Annotated in this window: 12 protein-coding genes; 5 read left to right on the top strand and 7 right to left on the bottom strand. The window is 48.8% G+C overall.

From position 1 onward, the window contains the following. Nucleotides 1–428 precede the first annotated feature (428 nt). From F0145_RS21895 to F0145_RS21865, 7 genes are all read right to left on the bottom strand, one after another. A complete protein-coding gene (locus F0145_RS21895; protein ID WP_150092010.1) occupies nucleotides 429–1586 on the bottom strand; it encodes a YncE family protein in 1158 nt (385 codons plus the stop codon). Between the two features lie 255 nt (nucleotides 1587–1841). After that, nucleotides 1842–2732: a sugar phosphate isomerase/epimerase family protein gene (locus F0145_RS21890; RefSeq protein WP_150092008.1), complete on the bottom strand. Its 891-nt coding sequence runs from the start codon at nucleotides 2730–2732 to the stop codon at nucleotides 1842–1844. 42 nt (nucleotides 2733–2774) lie between these two features. After that, nucleotides 2775–3608 carry an SDR family oxidoreductase gene (locus F0145_RS21885; protein WP_150092006.1) on the bottom strand — a complete coding sequence of 278 codons (834 nt, stop codon included), beginning with the start codon at nucleotides 3606–3608 and terminating at the stop codon, nucleotides 2775–2777. A gap of 3 nt (nucleotides 3609–3611) precedes the next feature. Then, a complete protein-coding gene (locus F0145_RS21880) occupies nucleotides 3612–4637 on the bottom strand; it encodes a zinc-binding dehydrogenase (RefSeq protein ID WP_150092004.1) in 1026 nt (341 codons plus the stop codon). Between the two features lie 24 nt (nucleotides 4638–4661). Next, nucleotides 4662–5369 (bottom strand): orotidine 5'-phosphate decarboxylase / HUMPS family protein, encoded by a 708-nt coding sequence (locus tag F0145_RS21875; RefSeq protein ID WP_150092002.1) that lies wholly within the window; start codon nucleotides 5367–5369, stop codon nucleotides 4662–4664. A gap of 451 nt (nucleotides 5370–5820) precedes the next feature. Continuing rightward, nucleotides 5821–7542, bottom strand: coding sequence for an IlvD/Edd family dehydratase (locus F0145_RS21870; RefSeq protein WP_150092000.1), 1722 nt, complete (start codon nucleotides 7540–7542; stop codon nucleotides 5821–5823). A 111-nt stretch (nucleotides 7543–7653) separates the two neighbouring features. Continuing rightward, the gene (locus tag F0145_RS21865) at nucleotides 7654–8586 is read right to left on the bottom strand and encodes a D-2-hydroxyacid dehydrogenase (RefSeq protein ID WP_150091998.1); all 933 of its coding nucleotides are present in this window, start codon (nucleotides 8584–8586) and stop codon (nucleotides 7654–7656) included. A gap of 413 nt (nucleotides 8587–8999) precedes the next feature. On the opposite strand from F0145_RS21865, the gene F0145_RS21860 reads away from it, so the two are divergent. The 5 genes from F0145_RS21860 (at nucleotide 9000) to F0145_RS21840 (ending at nucleotide 18039) form a co-directional block, all read left to right on the top strand. Continuing rightward, on the top strand, nucleotides 9000–10577 hold the full coding sequence (locus F0145_RS21860; RefSeq protein ID WP_150091996.1) for an MGH1-like glycoside hydrolase domain-containing protein: 1578 nt from the start codon (nucleotides 9000–9002) through the stop codon (nucleotides 10575–10577). 67 nt (nucleotides 10578–10644) lie between these two features. Further along, nucleotides 10645–12243, top strand: a complete 1599-nt coding sequence (locus tag F0145_RS21855) for a glycoside hydrolase family 28 protein (protein ID WP_150091994.1) — start codon at nucleotides 10645–10647, stop codon at nucleotides 12241–12243. Between the two features lie 177 nt (nucleotides 12244–12420). Beyond that, nucleotides 12421–15249, top strand: a complete 2829-nt coding sequence (locus tag F0145_RS21850; RefSeq protein WP_150091992.1) for a glycoside hydrolase family 95 protein — start codon at nucleotides 12421–12423, stop codon at nucleotides 15247–15249. A gap of 387 nt (nucleotides 15250–15636) precedes the next feature. Next, a complete protein-coding gene (locus F0145_RS21845; RefSeq protein WP_150091990.1) occupies nucleotides 15637–16848 on the top strand; it encodes an alpha/beta hydrolase family protein in 1212 nt (403 codons plus the stop codon). A 33-nt stretch (nucleotides 16849–16881) separates the two neighbouring features. Beyond that, nucleotides 16882–18039, top strand: coding sequence for an iron-containing alcohol dehydrogenase (locus F0145_RS21840; protein ID WP_150091988.1), 1158 nt, complete (start codon nucleotides 16882–16884; stop codon nucleotides 18037–18039). Nucleotides 18040–18045 lie beyond the last annotated feature (6 nt).

Here is an 18045-nt window from a genome sequence, read left to right as displayed (position 1 = left end):
GTAGCCTCCCGGCCAGCGGGCCCCGTTTGGCCACTCGGGCTGCTCATCTTTCCTTTGCTCGTACCTCGCAATGCTGCGCACCGGAAACCCAGAAGAGCATCTTCCAAAAGGCCCTCGCTGTCCAAACTGATGTCAGTTGCCAGTAGCTATTGTCTTTCCCGGTTCAATCATTATTTAATGAGCCTCCGCAACAAAGCTACTCCATAATGTTCCGGTTCGGCCGAACTCCTTCCCTGATTCAGGGAAGATGCCTGGAGGGCGGAAGGGTTAATATCTTCCAAGAGAAAAGTAATTGCCAACTAATCAAGCAAACAGCCGAAAAAGGAAAATGATTGATAAATTTTACTGTTTAATGGGCGACAAAGAACTATTTATCCTAAATATTACTTGAACCAGATTTCTTGCCGAATCACTCAATCCAAATATTATTAATTTGTAGCCACTTTTTTGGTGGCTCGCCCAATGCCAAACTGATCACCCGCTTTCACCACTTTATTGCCGGCTACTTGAACTTCTACCATTTTCTCGCTGGCCACTTGGTTGTAAAACTCATCTTTTAGCGTCAGCAGGATTTTACGGGTTTTAACCTCAATTACTTCTCCGCTCGATGGGTAAGCGTATTTGCCATCCATGCTAAAGGTTATCCAGCCGGGCATATCTTGTAAAGGAATGGTGGTTAATTGCTGATAAGGTTTTACCGCACTAAAAACATGCAGGCGCATATTATGGCCGTCGGCCAGCCAAATTTCTTTTTCATCCGGCGTGAGGCCAATGCCATGGCTCGGATTACCGTGCCGCCGGACTGGGCCTTTGTTCCAGCCTTCTACTATTACGCGGTCCAGGAGCTTACCCGACTTCAGGTCGGCTACTTCAAAACCCAGCAGGCTGTCTACGGTTGCAAACACCAGCGTTTCGCTATGGTTTATGGTAAACGGGCGAATGCCCCTACTGAATGGCCCTATCTTTTTCACAATGGTGTGGGTTTTGGTATCGGCCACATGCAGCAACGGCGAAGCAATATCGGCTAAGTACACGTAATTTCCGGATGGCCCGTATATGGTATTATGGGCCCGCCCCACTACTTCTATTTTCTTTAGCAGGTTTCCGGTTTCACAATCTACTACATTCCAGAAAGTTTTCTCCAAAGATGGTAAATACATGGTTTTGCCATCCGGGGAAATGGCCATCCGGTCGGCGCCGCCTTCGTAAGGCTTCTCCCATAATATTTTTTCGGTGGTGAGGTCTATGCGTTGTAGCGTACCCAATGTGCTGATGTAAATACTATTAAGCGGTACGCTGACTGCTATTCCTTTCACATTCGCCGGTTTACCGTCCCGGCCTAAACCCTGGGTTTTAATGCGCTTCACAAATTTATGCCCATTATCCATATCAAAAACCAGCAAGCCGTGGCCGCCATAACCCAGGTAATTACGAATTCCCGGCACAGCTACATATAAATACCGCCCATTAGCAGGCGCTTTTTGCAATGCGGCAGCATGAAGTTCTACCTGAATATTCCTGTTAAAAGTTAAGGCCAGGAGCAATCCAAAGATTATCAAGAGAAGCAGGGAAGCTTTTGTTTTCATTTCTAAAATAACTTTAATATAATACCAGTATAAACCAGAACCTGCGCTTCAGCGCACCCTAATGGTTATCGGGAGCTTGTGGAAGTAAATATTACATAAATTGCGGATAGTGCAACTATGCCTCTAACCAGAATGTCCGGCGAATTCCGGTGTAAAAGAGTTCATCGGGAGGCATTAATATTTGTTATTTCTACCAGGGTTGATATAAAACTCAGCGCTGTTGGTTGCCAAGGGAAAGTACTACCGTATATTCACTTATTTACCTGGCCAATATTCCGCCATTTTACGCCGCAAAAAGGTGACACTCCGTTCCAGTTGCGCCATGCCTTCCACGCCATCTTCAATACTGATCCAGCCATCGAAGCCCACCCTTTTGAGTTCCTTAAATATTGCATCATAGTCGTTTAATCCTTTTCCTATTTCGCCGTGGCGGAGGCGTTTGGCGTAGCCGGCAGAACCACCTTCCTCCCGTCGTAAATCCGCTAGGGTGCCTTCTATTAAATAGCGGTCGCTGGCGTGCATGGTAACCACCCGGTCCGAAACCCGCTTCAATAATTCCAGCGGATCTTCGCCGGCCAGGTAAGTATTGCTCGGGTCATAATTTACCCCAAAATTCGGATGATGTACACTATCAACCAACTGGCAGAATACTTCCATTTTCTGCGCAAATTCTGGATATTCCCAAAAGTCGTCTTTATAATGATTTTCGATAATAAGCGTAATGCCCCGCTCCTGCGCATATGGCAAACACACTTTGATGCAATCGGCTGCCAGTTGAATACCCGCTTCAACACTTAGTTCCGGCCGGCGCTGACCGGAGAGCACCCGGCAATAAGTGCAACCCAGCGCCTGCGCCATATAAATCCAGCGTTTCTGTTTGGCTATTTCTTTCTCCCGGAAATTTCTATCCGGATGCGTAAAGTCCGGGGAGCAACAGAGCATCGGAATTACCTTGCCCCGTTCTTCTACCTGCCGGCGGAAAAGTGACCAGTTTGCTTCATCGGCCATCTCCAGAAAGCCGGCATACCACTCTAACCCATCAATATCCAGTTTTGTAGCTAAGTCTATCCATTCGGAAACCCGCATGGTACCGTCTTTGCAAAGCGCCTGCATAAAAGCTTTCGGAAATGCAGCGAGTTGGGGCATAAGATTATTTAATTGGTTGAGAAATATTGTACGTTAATGTAGTTAGAGTTTACTTACTGCTGTATCGAATCCTGGCTTGGTGGTAGTCGCCAGCGTGGAAGTATCTTTGGGTGGATTGCGCCCTTGCAACGGATATTGCTCCAGATCCACCACCTGACCGCTGATGGGGCCGCTTTCATCGGCCAGCCAATATACGGCGGCAGCGGCTATCTCAGCGGGCCACAAAATCCGGCCGGCTGGTGCAAATACCGGCGGCACCGCTTCGTACCAATTTTCTGCCAGGCCCTGTTCCTGCTTGCGTTGCGCTTCTTTTTCGGTGAGCACCCAACCCGGATTAATTTGGTTTACCCGTACCCGGTTTTCGCGGTGCAAGGTATCGCCGAGGTTACGGGTTAGAGTCTGAAGAGCCCCCTTCGAAATGCTATAGGCCAGTAGATTCGGTTCGCCGCTCCAGGCATTCACCGACCCAATATTGAGGACACAGCCACGGGTTCGGGAAAGATGGGGCAAAGCTTCTTTAATAAGCCGGAAGGGAGCCACAGTATTCACCTCCAGCACCTGCCGCAGAAAATCCGCATCTGTGGTATTAATATTCGAGGACACCACCATTGCCGCATTGTTAACTATGGCATCCAGTTTGCCAAAAGCCTCTAAAGCTAAAGTCACCAACTGTTGCGGGGCATCCGCATCAGCAAGGTCCTGGATGTGCAGTCGGGCATTTTCCGGACCCAATTTCACCACCAGGGTTTCGCCTAAATCTGGTTCCAGTCCGTGAATTACCACACGTGCGCCTTCGGCCACACAGCGCTCCGCAATAGCTTTGCCAATGCCGGTGCAACTGCCGGTTATAATAATTACTTTATCCTGAAGGCGCATGGCTCAGACGGGTTTCAGTACACTTTTTACCACTTCGCCCCGGTGCATTTTCTCAAAAGCTTCATGCCATTCGGTAATAGGCCAAACCCCACCAATAATTGGTTTTACGTCTAAAGCGCCGCTGGCAAGTAAGGCTAATACCCGCTCCCAAATGGGCCAGTTGTGGCTGAAGCTACCTTGCAAGGTTACATTCTTTTGTACCAGGAGGTCGAGGGAAAAATTCAGCGGCTGCGGGCCCCACCCTACCTTGGTAATGTGGCCATTGGGGCGAACCAGTTGCAGGGCAATATTTAAGGTGGCACTCACGCCGGCAGCATCCATAATACAGTCGGCCCCCAGCCCATCGCGTTGTTTGGCCCATTCCGAAGCATCGCGCATAATTGGTTCACAGCCGTATTGGGCCGCAATATCCAGGCGGTGCCGATCCGGTTCCAGGCCGACTATTGCTACTTCGGCCCCGCACAAGCGGGCTACGGCGGCACACAAAATACCAATGGTACCCGGCCCCAGCACTACCACCCGGTCGCCGGGCTTTAGGCGGGAATTTTCTACCACGGCATTATAGGCCACACTGCAGGGTTCAGTGAGGCAGGCTTGTTCAAAAGATAAGGTATCAGGTACCTGGTGGAGACAGCGGGCCGGCACCCGGACAAAGCGCGTCATGGCGCCATTTACGCCGTAGCCAAAGCCTTTGCGGGTAGGATCGAGGTTATATAGCCCCCGGCGGCATAATGGATTATTAGGGTCGATGACCGCGGCTGTTTCGCTTACGACCCGATCCCCTTCTTTCCAACCAACTACCCGGCTACCTATTTCCGCAATATGACCGCCAAATTCATGACCCAGCACTACCGGGTAGTTCACTGGCCAGCTGTGGTCGGCCGTCCATTGATGCAGGTCGCTGCCGCATACGCCCACGTTGGCCACCTCTAACAGTACATCGTCTTCCCCGATGGTGGGTTTAGGAATTTCCCGGATCTCAACGGAGCCTTTTTCCGGGGCATAGTTTACAACGGCAGCAGATTTCATAAGGAAATGGCTATTTTTTAATATTTAAACCTGGCCCACCGGAACATCGCCGTAGGCATGAATTTTTTCGCATATCAACCGCAGCGAACTTTCCAGGTCCCCGTCCGCAGTCCGGAAGGCATCGGCATCTATCGTGAGCGGGGCACCCAGCACTACCAGCGGCGCCCCGTATTCCGGACAGCGGATAGCTTGCTCCAGTGATAGCCCACCCACCGCCTGCACCGGCACCCGCACGGCTTGTACTACTTCGCGCAACTGATCCAGCGGGCTGGGCATTCGTTGGCCTTGGGCGGCAATACCGCGGCGTTCGTCATAACCAATGTGGTGAATTACATAATCGCAGCCTAAATCCTCCAGCCATTTAGCGCCGGCTACCATATCCGGACAAACCATATTATCACCCATCACTTTTACCCCAAAATCACGGCCGGCTTGTACCACGCATTTAATGGTTTCGGCATGGGCCCGGGCCATAACTACCACGTGGGTAGCCCCGGCTTTGGCCATCATTTCGGCTTCCAGGTAACCGCCGTCCATGGTCTTCAAATCTGCCACCAACGGCACTCCCGGAAAAGCCTCCCGCAACTTCCTGACACCGTGCAGCCCCTCTGCAAGGATAAGCGGCGTACCCACCTCCAGCCAATCTACCCCGGCGCGCATGGCCAGCGCTGCCGTTTCCAAAGCTTCGTCAATATTGGTCAGGTCGAGGGATATTTGCACAACAGGTTTCATGAGCAGAATTAGTTTTGATAAAACAAACGCGGAAAAAGATGCTACCCAAAATAAATTGCGCCGGATGGCTAGGAAATTGTAAAATATAAAATTTAATTATACAAATAAGATATCTGTTTAGAATTTTTTAAACGAGCGGAATAGTCAGATTAATTTGGCGTCGGTTCTTAACCGATGAGTTGATTAAGCAGTCGAAAAGAAAACAGCTTAATTACAAGAGGTAAATAAGAGCTTATAATCTAATTTACGAATAAGCTTAATTACAAAATAATACCTTAAACCTGCAGTTTAGCCAGGTATATTTTCTAGGGGAGAGCCAGGACAACTCGGCAATCAACAGTTCAGTAGCAATAAAAAACTGTAAAGTAATAAATCAGGTGAAGCCAGTATTTGCCAGTTGCGCCTGATTTATTACTTTCCTTAATAAAAAGATAAGGTAAATATTCCGTTCTTAATGAAGATCCCGGGTTACTTCTGAACCGGAGCCGCCCTGCAATAAATCCATATCGGCGCCTAAATGGGCCTGCTGCACGTGGTTGATGTACAGCTTTACGTACCCCCGGACAGCCTGCGGTGCCGGCGGTATCCAGGCGGCTTTGCGGCGCTGTAATTCTTCATCCGAAATATCCAGGTGCAATCTCCGCTGCTCCACGTCAAGTTCGATCATATCACCGTTCTCGACCACCGCTAAAGTGCCACCTACCGCTGATTCCGGCGATACGTGTAACACCACGGTACCGGCGGCCGTGCCGCTCATCCGACCATCCGAAATCCGCACCATATCCCGAATTCCTTTTTTGAGGAGTTTTTCCGGTAAATCCACATTGCCAACTTCGGGCATACCGGGGTAACCTTTCGGTCCCACTCCTTTCAGCACGATAACGCAGGTTTCATCAATATCCAAATCCGGATCATCAATCCGGGCGTGATAATCTTCTATGGTTTCGAAAACAACAGCCCGGCCGCGGTGTTTCATCAGGGCCGGTGAGGCGGCGGATGGCTTGATAATGGCGCCATTCTCGCACAGATTTCCTTTGAGCACCGCTATCCCGGCTTCGGTTTGCAGCGGCTCCGCCAGGGTGGCGATTACCTCCTTATTGTGGCAGGTCATTTCGGCATTATTCTGGCCTAGGGTGCTGCCGTTTACCGTAATGACATCGGGGTGCAGGTAAGGCATTATTTCCTGCAGCACCACGGGTAAGCCGCCGGCATAATAAAAGTCTTCCATTAAATATTTGCCCGAAGGTTTCAGGTTTACAAGCAGTGGAATTTTACTGCCAAGTGCATCAAAATCATCGAGGTTTAACTCTACGCCAATCCGGCCGGCAATGGCCAGCAGGTGAATAATGAAATTGGTAGATCCGCCCACGGCCGCATTCACCACAATGGCATTTTCGAAAGCCTCGCGGGTGAGCACTTTCGACAGCTTTAAATCTTCTTTTACCATTTCCACAATCCGGCGGCCGGAAAGCTGGGCCATTACTTTTTTGCGCGAATCAACGGCCGGAATTGCCGCTGCCCCCGGCAACGTAAGCCCCAGCGCTTCTACCATACAGGCCATGGTCGAGGCCGTGCCCATGGTCATGCAATGGCCCTGGCTGCGCGCAACGCCAATTTCCATTTCCAGAATATCTGCCGCGGTGTAATTTTCTACGGTTTGTTTTTCTTTAATCAGCCAGTTAAAAGAGCCGGAACCCACGCATTCGCCTTTATAGCGGCCGTTCAGCATGGGACCGCCCGGCACCACAATGGTAGGTAAATCTACGCTGCAGGCACCCATTAAAGTAGAAGGCGTAGTTTTATCGCAACCGGTTAGCAGTACTACTCCATCCAGCGGGTTAGCCCGGATAGTTTCTTCGGTATCCATGCTGGCGAGGTTCCGGAAAAGCATGGTAGATGGCCGCATAATGGTTTCGCCCAGGGAAGTTACCGGAAACTCCAGCGGAAAACCACCGGCTTCTATTACGCCTCTTTTCACTATCTCGGCAAAATCGCGCAGGTGGGCATTACACGGCGTTAAATCCGACCAGGTATTGCAAATCCCGATTACCGGCCGGCCATCAAAATAATCGCTCGGGTACCCTTGGTTCCGCAACCAGGACCGGTGCACAAACCCCATTTTATCGGATTTGCCAAACCAATCGTAACTCCTGAATTTTTTATCATCAGACATAAAACAAATTATTACTTAGGGGTGGATATTTTATTTGAACGGGTAATTAACGATTTTTTTTTGCAGGTATCTGTAAGTTTTATAGTACCGCTTTTTGGGCTCTATATTTTATTAATAGCCCTGCGCCAGGTTTATCTGGTTTTCAAGTGGTTCACCGGCCAGGAACTTGTTTAAGTTTCGTAAAAATAATTGAACCTTGCCTTCTTCTTCCACTTTAAAGCCGCCGCCGGTGTGTTGGGTTAAAATTACATTTTCCATTTCCCACAAAGGGCTGGTTTCGGGTAAGGGTTCCTGTTCGGTTACGTCTAAAACCGCTCCGGCTAATTTTCCGGATTGTAATGCCTGGATTAAGGCTTGTTCATCGGTGGTATTGCCCCGGCCTACACTGGCATAGAGGCTGCCCGGTTTCATTGCCTGAAAAAAAGCTGCGGAAACATATTTATCTAAGCCGCCCGGCAGTGTATTAATTACCAGGTCGGTTTCCGGTAAAGTCTCCAGCAAAGCATCAAAAGTATGAATCTGGGCCTGGGGATTGCGGCGGGCAGTCATCTGAACCGCACAACCAAACCCTTCAAGCATTTGTTTTACTGCCTGGCCAATGGAGCCGGCTCCTAAAATAATAATCTTTTTATTGCTGAGTAAATCCAGGTGAGGCCTGATTTTACCGCCTAACCACCGTTTCTGTTCCTGGCATTTCACCAGCAAGGGCAAGCCGCGGTAAAAAGCCAGAATTCCACCTACCATGGTTTCGGCACAAGGTTTCGCGTAAAAATCGCCCATATTAGCCACTTGAGCCTCCAGCCGCAAGTGCTGGTACTGGTTAAAGCCAGCCGAATCTAATTGCCAGAAGGTTAAGTGGGGTGGAATTTGTGCGAACCAATCAACCGGCGGGTTGCCCATGATTATTTCGGCTTCGGCAAAAGCCTCGGTTAAGGCATTACCAGATAATTCCTTTCTAAAAACAAGTTGTACCGATGCGGGTAAGGCACTCCGTAAAAAGGACCGTAAAGATTCGTCCAGCGGCGAATAGATAAATAGCTTCATTGCTGCTAAAAGTAGAAAAAAAGGCTATTACTCCCAACCAGATGCTTAAAAATACCGGCAGTTTCTTACTATTTACTTATTAAAATTAGCCGGCAAGTAGTGTAAAAAAAAGGTGGGTAAAATGTCAATTATTTTCCTCAGCAGGAACCCGAAATAATCTGCTTCAACTTCTTCATTTGTGCCGGGCAACACCCTTATTCCGGTATATTAATAACAATTACTGGTTAAACAGCTTAGCACCCACTTACCAATTCATAAGCTAAATACTCCATTACACACCCATTTTAATCAACTTCATCTATTGTAGATTATTTATTATTGAAATTTATATTTATATTTAAACTTTTAACTTGCTTAAAAAGCGTTAGAAATAAAATCAGTTTTAAACCAAATAGTATCTTTATCCACCACGAATGATACAGTTGCGCATAAAATTATTTTTGTTTTGCTCACTTCTAATATTGGTTAAACTTTTAGCCGGCCCCACTTTGCTCCTGGCCCAGGGTAAGGTTTTAAAAACCGATAAACTCCAACAGCACGTTAATTATTTTAATCAGATGGAGCCGGAGGAGGTAAAAAACTTTGTTCCTAATGCTCAAGCTATCGGCTGGCTTTCCCAAAATATTCCCTTGTTCGAGAGTCCGGATTCGGTAATGGAAGCCACTTATTATTACCGCTGGTGGAGTTTCCGGAAACACCTGAAACAAACGCCGGACGGTTTTATCTTTACCGAATTTATTACCCCGGTAGGGCACGCCGGCAAACACAATTCCATTTCCTGCGCCTTGGGCCACCATATTTACGAAGGGCGCTGGCTCCACAATTCGGAATATATCGACCAGTACACCCACTTCTGGTTTACCGGCGATAAAAACCAACCCAAGCCCCGTTTCCACCAGTTTAGTAGTTGGGTGGGCGATGCTGTTTACAACCGCTACCTGGTTAACCAGGACAAAAAGTTTCTCCTCTCGCTGGTAGCTGATCTGGATGCTGATTACAAAATCTGGGATCAGGAAAAGAGCCTGGGCAACGGACTTTACTGGCAATTTGACGTGCGTGATGGCATGGAAGAATCGATGAGTGGCTCGCGCAAAGATAAAAATGCCCGCCCAACCATTAACAGTTACATGTACGGTTACGCCCAGGCCATGAACCGCATTGCCACCATCGCTGGCCAGCCCGAAATGGCCAAAGCTTACGCCGACAAAGCAAAACAGGTAAAATCGGTGGTGTTAACGCAGCTCTGGGATGAAGAGGATAATTTCTTTAAAACCAAGCTGGAGAAAGGCGGTTTGCATCCAGCTCGCGAGGCCATCGGGTATATTCCGTGGTATTTTAACCTGCCCGACGATTCGCCTAAATACGCCAAAGCCTGGGAGCAGATCACCGACCCTGAAGGTTTCTCTTCGCCGTGGGGCTTAACCACCGCCGAGCGGCGCGACCCAACTTTCCAGACCCGTGGTTCTGGACACGGTTGCGAGTGGGATGGTCCGATTTGGCCCTTTGCCTCTACCCAAACCCTGAAAGGTTTAGCCAACTTACTAAATAATTACCAGCGCCACGACCAGACGAAAGAGCATTATTTCCAGACGCTCCGGACGTATGCCCTATCACACCAGAAAAACGGCAAGCCATACCTGGGCGAATACCAGGACGAAACCACCGGTTATTGGTTAAAAGGCGATAACCCCCGCAGCAGCTACTACAACCACTCCGGCTTTTGCGACCTGATAATAAACGACCTGGTGGGCCTGAAGCCCCGGGAAGACAATATTCTGGAAGTTAAACCTTTAATTCCGGAAGGAAAATGGGATTGGTTCTGCCTCGATAATGTAAAATACCACAACCAAATAATTACGATTCTGTGGGACAAAACCGGTAAAAAATACGGTAAAGGCAAAGGCTTCCGAATTTTTGCCAACGGCAAGCAAATTCACATCGCTAAAAAACTGGCTCCTATTCAAGCCAAACTACCCCGGCAGGCAAGTTAAATTTCCCTGCTTTTAAGCCTCTACTGTTTTTGAAGCAATATTTATTATACGCATTAAATTCTACCTCATGAGATTCAGCAGCATCAATATTTTATCTCTGCTTATACTTTGCACCATAGCTTTTACTGCCTGGAAAACGCCCGTAAAAAACAATATTTACTACAATGTGCTCGACTACGGCGCCAAAAATAACGGCAGCAAAATAGCAACCGAAGCCATTAAAAAAGCCATTGCGGCCGCTTCGGCCAAAGGCGGCGGTACGATTTATTTCCCGGCCGGCGAATACCTGACGGGCCCCATACACCTGAAAAGTAATATTACCATTTTTATTGATGCCGGCGCCCATGTCAAGTTCAGCGATAATTTTGACAATTACCTGCCCATGGTTCCATCGCGCTACGAAGGCATTGACGTAACCAGTTTTTCGCCTTTGTTTTACGCCAACAAAGCCGAAAATATTACCATCCGGGGCCGGGGAACCATCGATGGTCAGGGTAAAAAATGGTGGGACTTTGCCGAAGGTGAATCCCGGAAAAGCAATGATTCGAAGTGGCAAAAAGAATTTCACCGGCTGAACCAGGATATTTTGCGGCCCGACCTGCCCGGCGTAATTGAGCGGGGTTTCTTGCGGCCGCCCTTTATTCAGTTTATGTCCTGCAAAAATATCCTCATCGAAGGTATCACCATCATCAACTCTCCTTTCTGGACCGTGAACCCCGAATTCTGCGAGAATGTAACCATCACGGGTGTTACCATTAACAATCCGCCTTCGCCCAATACCGACGGCATTAACCCGGAGTCCTGCAAAAACGTGCATATTTCTAATTGCCACATCAGCGTCGGCGACGATTGTATTACCATTAAATCGGGTAAAGACCGGGCCGGCCGCAAAATGGCAGCACCCGCCGAAAACTATACCATTACCAACTGCACCATGCTTTCGGGCCACGGCGGGGTAGTGATTGGCAGTGAAATGTCGGGTGATGTACGCAAAATAACCATCTCAAACTGTATTTTCGACGGAACCGACCGGGGCATCCGAATTAAATCGGCCAGGGGTCGCGGCGGCATAGTAGAAGAAATCCGGGTAGACAACATCATCATGAAAAATATTCGGGAGCAGGCCATTGTGCTGGATTTGCAGTACGCCAAAACCCAACCCGAGCCAGTATCGGAACGAACTCCACGGTTCCGGAATATTCACTTCAGCGATATTACTGCCGAGGGCAACCAGGCCGCCTTCCTGAACGGTTTAGCCGAAATGCCGATTGAAAATATTACTTTCAGCAACCTGAATATTCAAGCCAAAACCGGCTTCACCATTAAAGAAGCAAAAAATATTGAGTTTCATAATGTACAGGTAAATGCTGCCACGGGGCCGGCCATAACCGCTGAAAACGTTAATAATATCCAGATCGAAGGGGTAAAAACTTATTCGCCCCAACCGGGCATCCCGGTAATTAAATTAACCAATGTGGCGGATGCTTTTATCTATAATTCTTCTCCGCGGCCCGGTACCGAAATATTCTTACAACTGGCCGGTGATAAAACCAAAAGCATTACCCTGGAAGGAAATAATTTCCGGCACGTAAAAACGCCAGTGTTAAAAGATAAAGAGGTAACCGATTCACCTAAAATGAGCGCCTCTAAAGTTGCTGTTGAATAAAAGTTAAGAACCCAAAGGTAGAATTACTATTTCACCAAGGTATCGGAAAGCTCCCCGCCTCAGATGAGGAGGGGTTGGGGGTGGTTGATTTACACCATTGAAATTCACCACCGAAACTAACTTATAAAGTTGCCAAAACCCAAAAACTAAACTATACTCAAATATCCGCCACCACCCATGACCAAACTAAAAAAATCAGGTATTCTAACCTTTTTTCTTTCCGTCTTTACCTTGGCGAGCGGTTTTAGCCAGCAAACCCAAAAGCCGGATTTAAAACTTTGGTATACCCAGCCCGCCGTTAAATGGACCGATGCGCTACCCATTGGCAATGGCCGTTTAGGCGCGATGGTTTTTGCCGGCGTAGCCCAGGACAGAATTCAGTTTAACGAAGAAACCCTCTGGACCGGAGAACCCCGCAATCACAACCGCGAAGGAGCCGCCGCCTATTTACCGGAAATCCGAAAATTATTAGCCGAAAGCAAGCAAGCGGAAGCGGAAAAGCTGGCAACAGAAAAATTTATGGGCCTGAAAAGCAGCGAAGGCCAGCGGGAAGTTTGGTTTCGTGAAATGCGGGCCTTAAAAGGCCTGGATAGTAATCCGGCCTTAGCTAATTACGACGATAGCCAGTGGAAAACCTTTGAAGTGCCTACTTACGAAGGCTGGGAAAGTGCCGGCCTGGAAGGCCTGGACGGAGCCGTTTGGTTCCGGACCAGTTTTGATTTACCAACTAACTGGAAAGGAAAAAACCTGGTATTGGATTTAAACCGCATCCGCGACCAGGACTTTACTTATGTAAATGGAAAATTAGTAGGTACGACCGATGGCACCGAAAGCCGGAAATATATTATTCCGAAAGAGGTGCTGCAGCCGGGTAAGAATATTTTGGCCATTCAGGTTCTCAATTATTTCGCCAAAGGCGGTATTGCGGGTTACAAAGATACCTCCCGTCCCATTGCCGTTTATCCCGAAGGTGAATCTGCCCCAAAAGGAATTTCTTTGGTTAAAACCTGGAAGTACAAAATCCAGAACGACGAACCGCCGGCCGTGCCCCGCTTCCAGGCCGATTACCAGCCTTTCGGCGATTTATATTTAAATTTTTCGGGCCACGACAATGCCCAAAACTACCGCCGCGAACTGGACCTGACCCAGGCAATTTCCCGGACCACTTACACCGTTGGCAACGTACAATTTACCCGCGAATATTTGGTCAGCCAGCCCAACCAGGTAATTGCCATCCATCTCACCGCCAGCAAACCCGGCAGCCTCAGCTTCCAGACCAGCCTGAGCAGCCCCCATAAAAAATCCGCTACCCGCCGGCTGGATAACCATACCCTTGCCCTGAACTTGCAAGTCCGGAATGGCGCTTTAAAAGGAGAAAGTTACTTAAGGGTGGTTACCACAAAGGGCCAGGCCAATGTAACGGAAGATAAAATAACCGTTAGCAACGCCGATGCTGTGACCTTGTACCTGACGGCCGGTACGAACTACAAAAATTATAAAGATATTACGGGTGATCCGGCGGCAGCTTGCAAATCGGCGCTCGCTTCCATTCAGGGGAAAAATTATGAGCAAATCCGGCAGGCGCATATCCGGGAGTACCAAAGTTATTTTAACACGCTTACCATTAATTTAGGCCGGAGTGAGAACGAAAAGCTGCCCACCGACAAACGGATCGAGCAATTTGCCAACTCGGCAGACCCAGCTTTAACGGCGCTGTACCTGCAATACGGCCGCTATTTACTCATTTCGAGTTCCCGGCCCGGTTCGCAGCCTGCTAACCTGCAGGGCATCTGGAACGATTTACTCACGCCACCCTGGGGCAGTAAATATACCACCAACATCAACGCCGAAATGAACTACTGGCCGGCCGAAGCTTTAAACTTATCGCCACTGCATGAGCCTCTGTTCGGGATGATTGCGGAGCTGGCCGAGGCCGGTAGACAAACCGCTAAAATACATTACAATGCGCCCGGCTGGGTTTTACACCACAACACCGATTTGTGGCGGGGCACCGCTCCTATCAATGCTTCTAATCACGGCATTTGGGTTACCGGCGGGGCCTGGCTCAGTCAGCATTTGTGGGAGCGCTATTTGTATGCCCAGGACCAGGAATTTCTGAAGCAGGAAGCTTACCCCATTATGAAAGAGGCGGCGCGTTTTTTCAATAATTTCCTGGTAAAAGACCCTAAAACCGGCTGGCTCATCAGCACGCCTTCCAATTCCCCGGAACAAGGCGGCCTGGTAGCCGGACCTACTATGGATCACCAGCTAATCCGGGCGCTATTCCAAAGTACCATCCAGGCCAGCGAAATATTGAAAATGGATAAAAGCCTACGGGATTCTTTAAAAACGAAATACAGCCAGATTGCGCCTAACCAAATCGGGAAACACGGGCAGTTGCAGGAGTGGCTCGAAGATGTAGACGACCCAAAAAATAAGCACCGCCACGTATCGCACCTTTGGGGGGTGCATCCGGGCAACGAAATTAATTGGGACCAGACTCCGGATTTAATGAAAGCCGCGCGCCAGTCGCTAATATTCCGGGGCGATGAAGGCACCGGCTGGAGCCTGGCCTGGAAAATAAATTTCTGGGCCCGGTTTAAAGACGGCAACCATGCTTACAAAATGGTGAAAATGCTTATCAGCCCCGCGGCCAAAGGTGGCGGTTCTTACGTGAATCTCTTCGATGCCCACCCGCCTTTCCAGATCGACGGCAATTTCGGCGGGGCAGCCGGCATTGGCGAAATGCTGGTGCAAAGCCATACGGGTATTATAGATTTATTGCCGGCCTTACCCTCCGAACTGCCCATCGGCGAAATAAACGGCATCTGTGCCCGCGGTGGTTTCGACCTGAACCTAAAGTGGAATAACGGCAAACTCCAGGCGCTGGAAGTGCTTTCCAAAGCCGGTGCACCTTGCCAGCTTCGTTATGGCGACAAAACCATCCGCTTTAAAACGAAGAAAGGCCAACGGTATAAACTGGATGCCAACCTGAAACGAAACTGAAATAAATAGTAATCATAAAAGAGGTTTGTTTTGGAAATTAAAGAGAGAAGCTTTTTAAAATTTTAGAAGTTGGATGAAAGCGTTGCTCTTGTGGGGTGATAACACCATAGCCGTCAGGCTAAGCATTGCATTGAATTGCCCGGGTGCTTTAGCTCCGGGTTTTAAGGGCATTTCCCGGAAATATTTGGCACCCCTGACTAAAGTCAGGGGCAATTTAAAGCCAAGAAGATTGGTAAAAGGTGTATGTAGTGATTCGTTTTTTCTTAGCCTGACGGCTATGGTGATAACACCACCAATGGCACCTGGTTCTGTTCGAAACAGTTATACTAAATAGCTTCAGAATAAAATATAGCTAGTAAAAAATCAAAACCAGGATTAAAAACAAACATGAAAAGTACCTTCAAACTTGTTTTCGGATGGGCCTTTTGGGTAGTCGGTCTACTGTTGAGTGTAGATTTAAAGGCCCAGGCTTTTGACCAATCGCTGCTTTGCCAGGGGCGCTATTACACCGAAGCGGAAGGGAAAGCGGCACTGGAAAAATTTGCGGCTACCTACACCAACCGGAAAGGCTGGGAGAAAAGAGCCGACCGAATCCGGCGCGGTATCTGGGAAGGAGCAAATCTGGAAGGCCTGCCCACCAATACCCCGTTAAAGCCAATCATCCACAGCAAACGTACTTACGATGGGTACACCGTCGAAAATATTGCCTTCGAAAGTATACCCGGCTTTTTTGTAACCGGCAATTTATACCGGCCATTGGAGCCGCAAAAATCCTATGCCGCTATTTTATCGCCCCACGGTCACGGCACCAACCCGCGCTTCGGCGAAGATGTGCAGAAACGTTGTGCTGCCCTGGCCCGCATGGGCGCCATTGTCCTGGCCTACGACATGGTGGGTACCGGCGATTCGGATCAGACCATTCATAAACACCCTTACGCATTACAACTGCAAACCCATAACAGCCGCCGGGCCATCGATTTCCTGCTGTCGTTGCCCAACGTAGATCCAAAACGGATTGGTATAACCGGCGAATCCGGCGGCGGCACCCAAACTTTTTTATTAACCGCTTTGGATAAAAGAATAGCGGTTTCGGTGCCGGTAGTTATGGTTTCGGCGTACCATTTTGGCGGCTGCGTGTGCGAAAGCGGCATGCCGATTCATAAAAGCCCCGACCACCAAACCAGCAATGTTGAGATTGCCGCTTTGGCGGCTCCCCGCCCGATGCTGCTGGTATCGGATGGTAAAGACTGGACGAGCAACACGCCTGAAGTGGAATATCCTTACATCCGCAATGTATACCGCTTGTACGGCAAAGAGAAGCTGGTGCAAAATCATCACCTCCCCACCGAAGGCCATAATTACGGCATCAACAAACGCAAAGGCGTTTACCCGTTCCTGGCGCAGCACCTGAAACTTTCCTTAGCCAACATAACCAACGCGCAAGGCGAAATTGATGAAAGCTTTGTAACTGTAGAAAAGCCAGAAGTGCTGCGCGTGTTTAATGCGGCGCATACCCGGCCAGCTTACGCCATTTTGGGCGACGAAGCGGTGACCAAACTCCTGCAGTCTTACGCAAAAACGGCCTCTATTAAAAAGTAAACTTCCTGACGGAACAACAAAAAAATAATATACATGACAACTGCTACGCTGCCTTTATCCATCCACTTTCCCGGGAAATTGGTTTTTAGTAAAGGAACTTTAAATAACCTGGCCGAGGAAATATTAAACTTCAATTTACCCAAGGTATTTATTTTAACCATTGAGCCTTTGCTGCCCAAGCTCCAGGACCTTATCCATAACCTAGAAGGCCAAGGTAAAACTGTATCTGTGGATACGTCTATTGTGCAGGAACCTTCCTTTGCCGATTTCGAAAATTTATTGCGGGCAGCCAGGCAAATCAATCCGGATGTGGTGGTAGGTATTGGTGGTGGCAGCGTGCTGGATGTGGCTAAACTGGTAGCCGCTCAGCTCGATAATACCCAAACCTTAGCCGAAATTATTGGCATAGGTTTACTAAAAGGAAGAAGCAAAAAATTAATCTGTATGCCGGCTACTTCCGGCACCGGCAGCGAAGTTTCGCCGAATGCTATCCTGGTGGACGATGCGGATAATCAGAAAAAAGGCATCATCAGCCCTTACCTGGTACCGGATGTGGTATACGTAGATCCGCTGCTGACCATGAGCGTGCCACCCCAGATTACTGCTGCTACCGGCCTCGATGCCCTTACGCATTGCCTGGAAGCCTACACAAATAAATTTGCCCATCCTTTTATTGATATGTACGCCTACGAAGGCATGCGCCTGATTGCCGCGCACCTCGTAAAAGCCGTGCAGGATGGCACCGACGAGGAAGCCCGCAGCCAGGTAGCCATGGGTAGTTTGTTAGGAGGCTTTTGCTTAGGCCCGGTAAATACCGCCGGGGTACACGCCCTTTCCTACCCATTGGGTAGCACTTTTCATTTACCGCATGGCCTTTCCAATGCTTTGTTGCTGCCTTTCGTAATGGAATTTAATTTACCGGCCGCTCCCCGGCGTTATGCCGAAGTAGCCCAGGCTTTGGGTTGCCCGCCGGGCCATACCGACGAAGAAACCGCCCGCAAAGGAATAGATAAAATCCGGCACCTGATAAAAGCATGCGGCATTCCGGCCCGGCTCCGGGAAGTAAATATTCCCGAATCTGCTATTCCCGGGATGGCCGCCGATGCCCTGAAAATTACCCGCTTGCTTAAAAATAATCCCCGGCCAATCTCTTTGGAAGATGCCCTAAATATTTACCAGGCTGCTTATTAAAAAACC

The organism is Adhaeribacter rhizoryzae, assembly GCF_008629685.1.
Lineage (GTDB): Bacteria > Bacteroidota > Bacteroidia > Cytophagales > Hymenobacteraceae > Adhaeribacter > Adhaeribacter rhizoryzae.
The sequence above is the reverse complement of the archived record's forward strand: the minus strand, read 5'-3'. Positions and strand labels throughout refer to the sequence as shown.

What these genes read in the sequence shown, in the direction of transcription:
- F0145_RS21895 (WP_150092010.1), bottom strand. Translation starts at nt 1,586, where the DNA reads ATGAAAACAAAAGCTTCCCTGCTTCTCTTGATAATCTTTGGATTGCTC.
- F0145_RS21890 (WP_150092008.1), bottom strand. Translation starts at nt 2,732, where the DNA reads ATGCCCCAACTCGCTGCATTTCCGAAAGCTTTTATGCAGGCGCTTTGC.
- F0145_RS21885 (WP_150092006.1), bottom strand. Translation starts at nt 3,608, where the DNA reads ATGCGCCTTCAGGATAAAGTAATTATTATAACCGGCAGTTGCACCGGC.
- F0145_RS21880 (WP_150092004.1), bottom strand. Translation starts at nt 4,637, where the DNA reads ATGAAATCTGCTGCCGTTGTAAACTATGCCCCGGAAAAAGGCTCCGTT.
- F0145_RS21875 (WP_150092002.1), bottom strand. Translation starts at nt 5,369, where the DNA reads ATGAAACCTGTTGTGCAAATATCCCTCGACCTGACCAATATTGACGAA.
- F0145_RS21870 (WP_150092000.1), bottom strand. Translation starts at nt 7,542, where the DNA reads ATGTCTGATGATAAAAAATTCAGGAGTTACGATTGGTTTGGCAAATCC.
- F0145_RS21865 (WP_150091998.1), bottom strand. Translation starts at nt 8,586, where the DNA reads ATGAAGCTATTTATCTATTCGCCGCTGGACGAATCTTTACGGTCCTTT.
- F0145_RS21860 (WP_150091996.1), top strand. Translation starts at nt 9,000, where the DNA reads ATGATACAGTTGCGCATAAAATTATTTTTGTTTTGCTCACTTCTAATA.
- F0145_RS21855 (WP_150091994.1), top strand. Translation starts at nt 10,645, where the DNA reads ATGAGATTCAGCAGCATCAATATTTTATCTCTGCTTATACTTTGCACC.
- F0145_RS21850 (WP_150091992.1), top strand. Translation starts at nt 12,421, where the DNA reads ATGACCAAACTAAAAAAATCAGGTATTCTAACCTTTTTTCTTTCCGTC.
- F0145_RS21845 (WP_150091990.1), top strand. Translation starts at nt 15,637, where the DNA reads ATGAAAAGTACCTTCAAACTTGTTTTCGGATGGGCCTTTTGGGTAGTC.
- F0145_RS21840 (WP_150091988.1), top strand. Translation starts at nt 16,882, where the DNA reads ATGACAACTGCTACGCTGCCTTTATCCATCCACTTTCCCGGGAAATTG.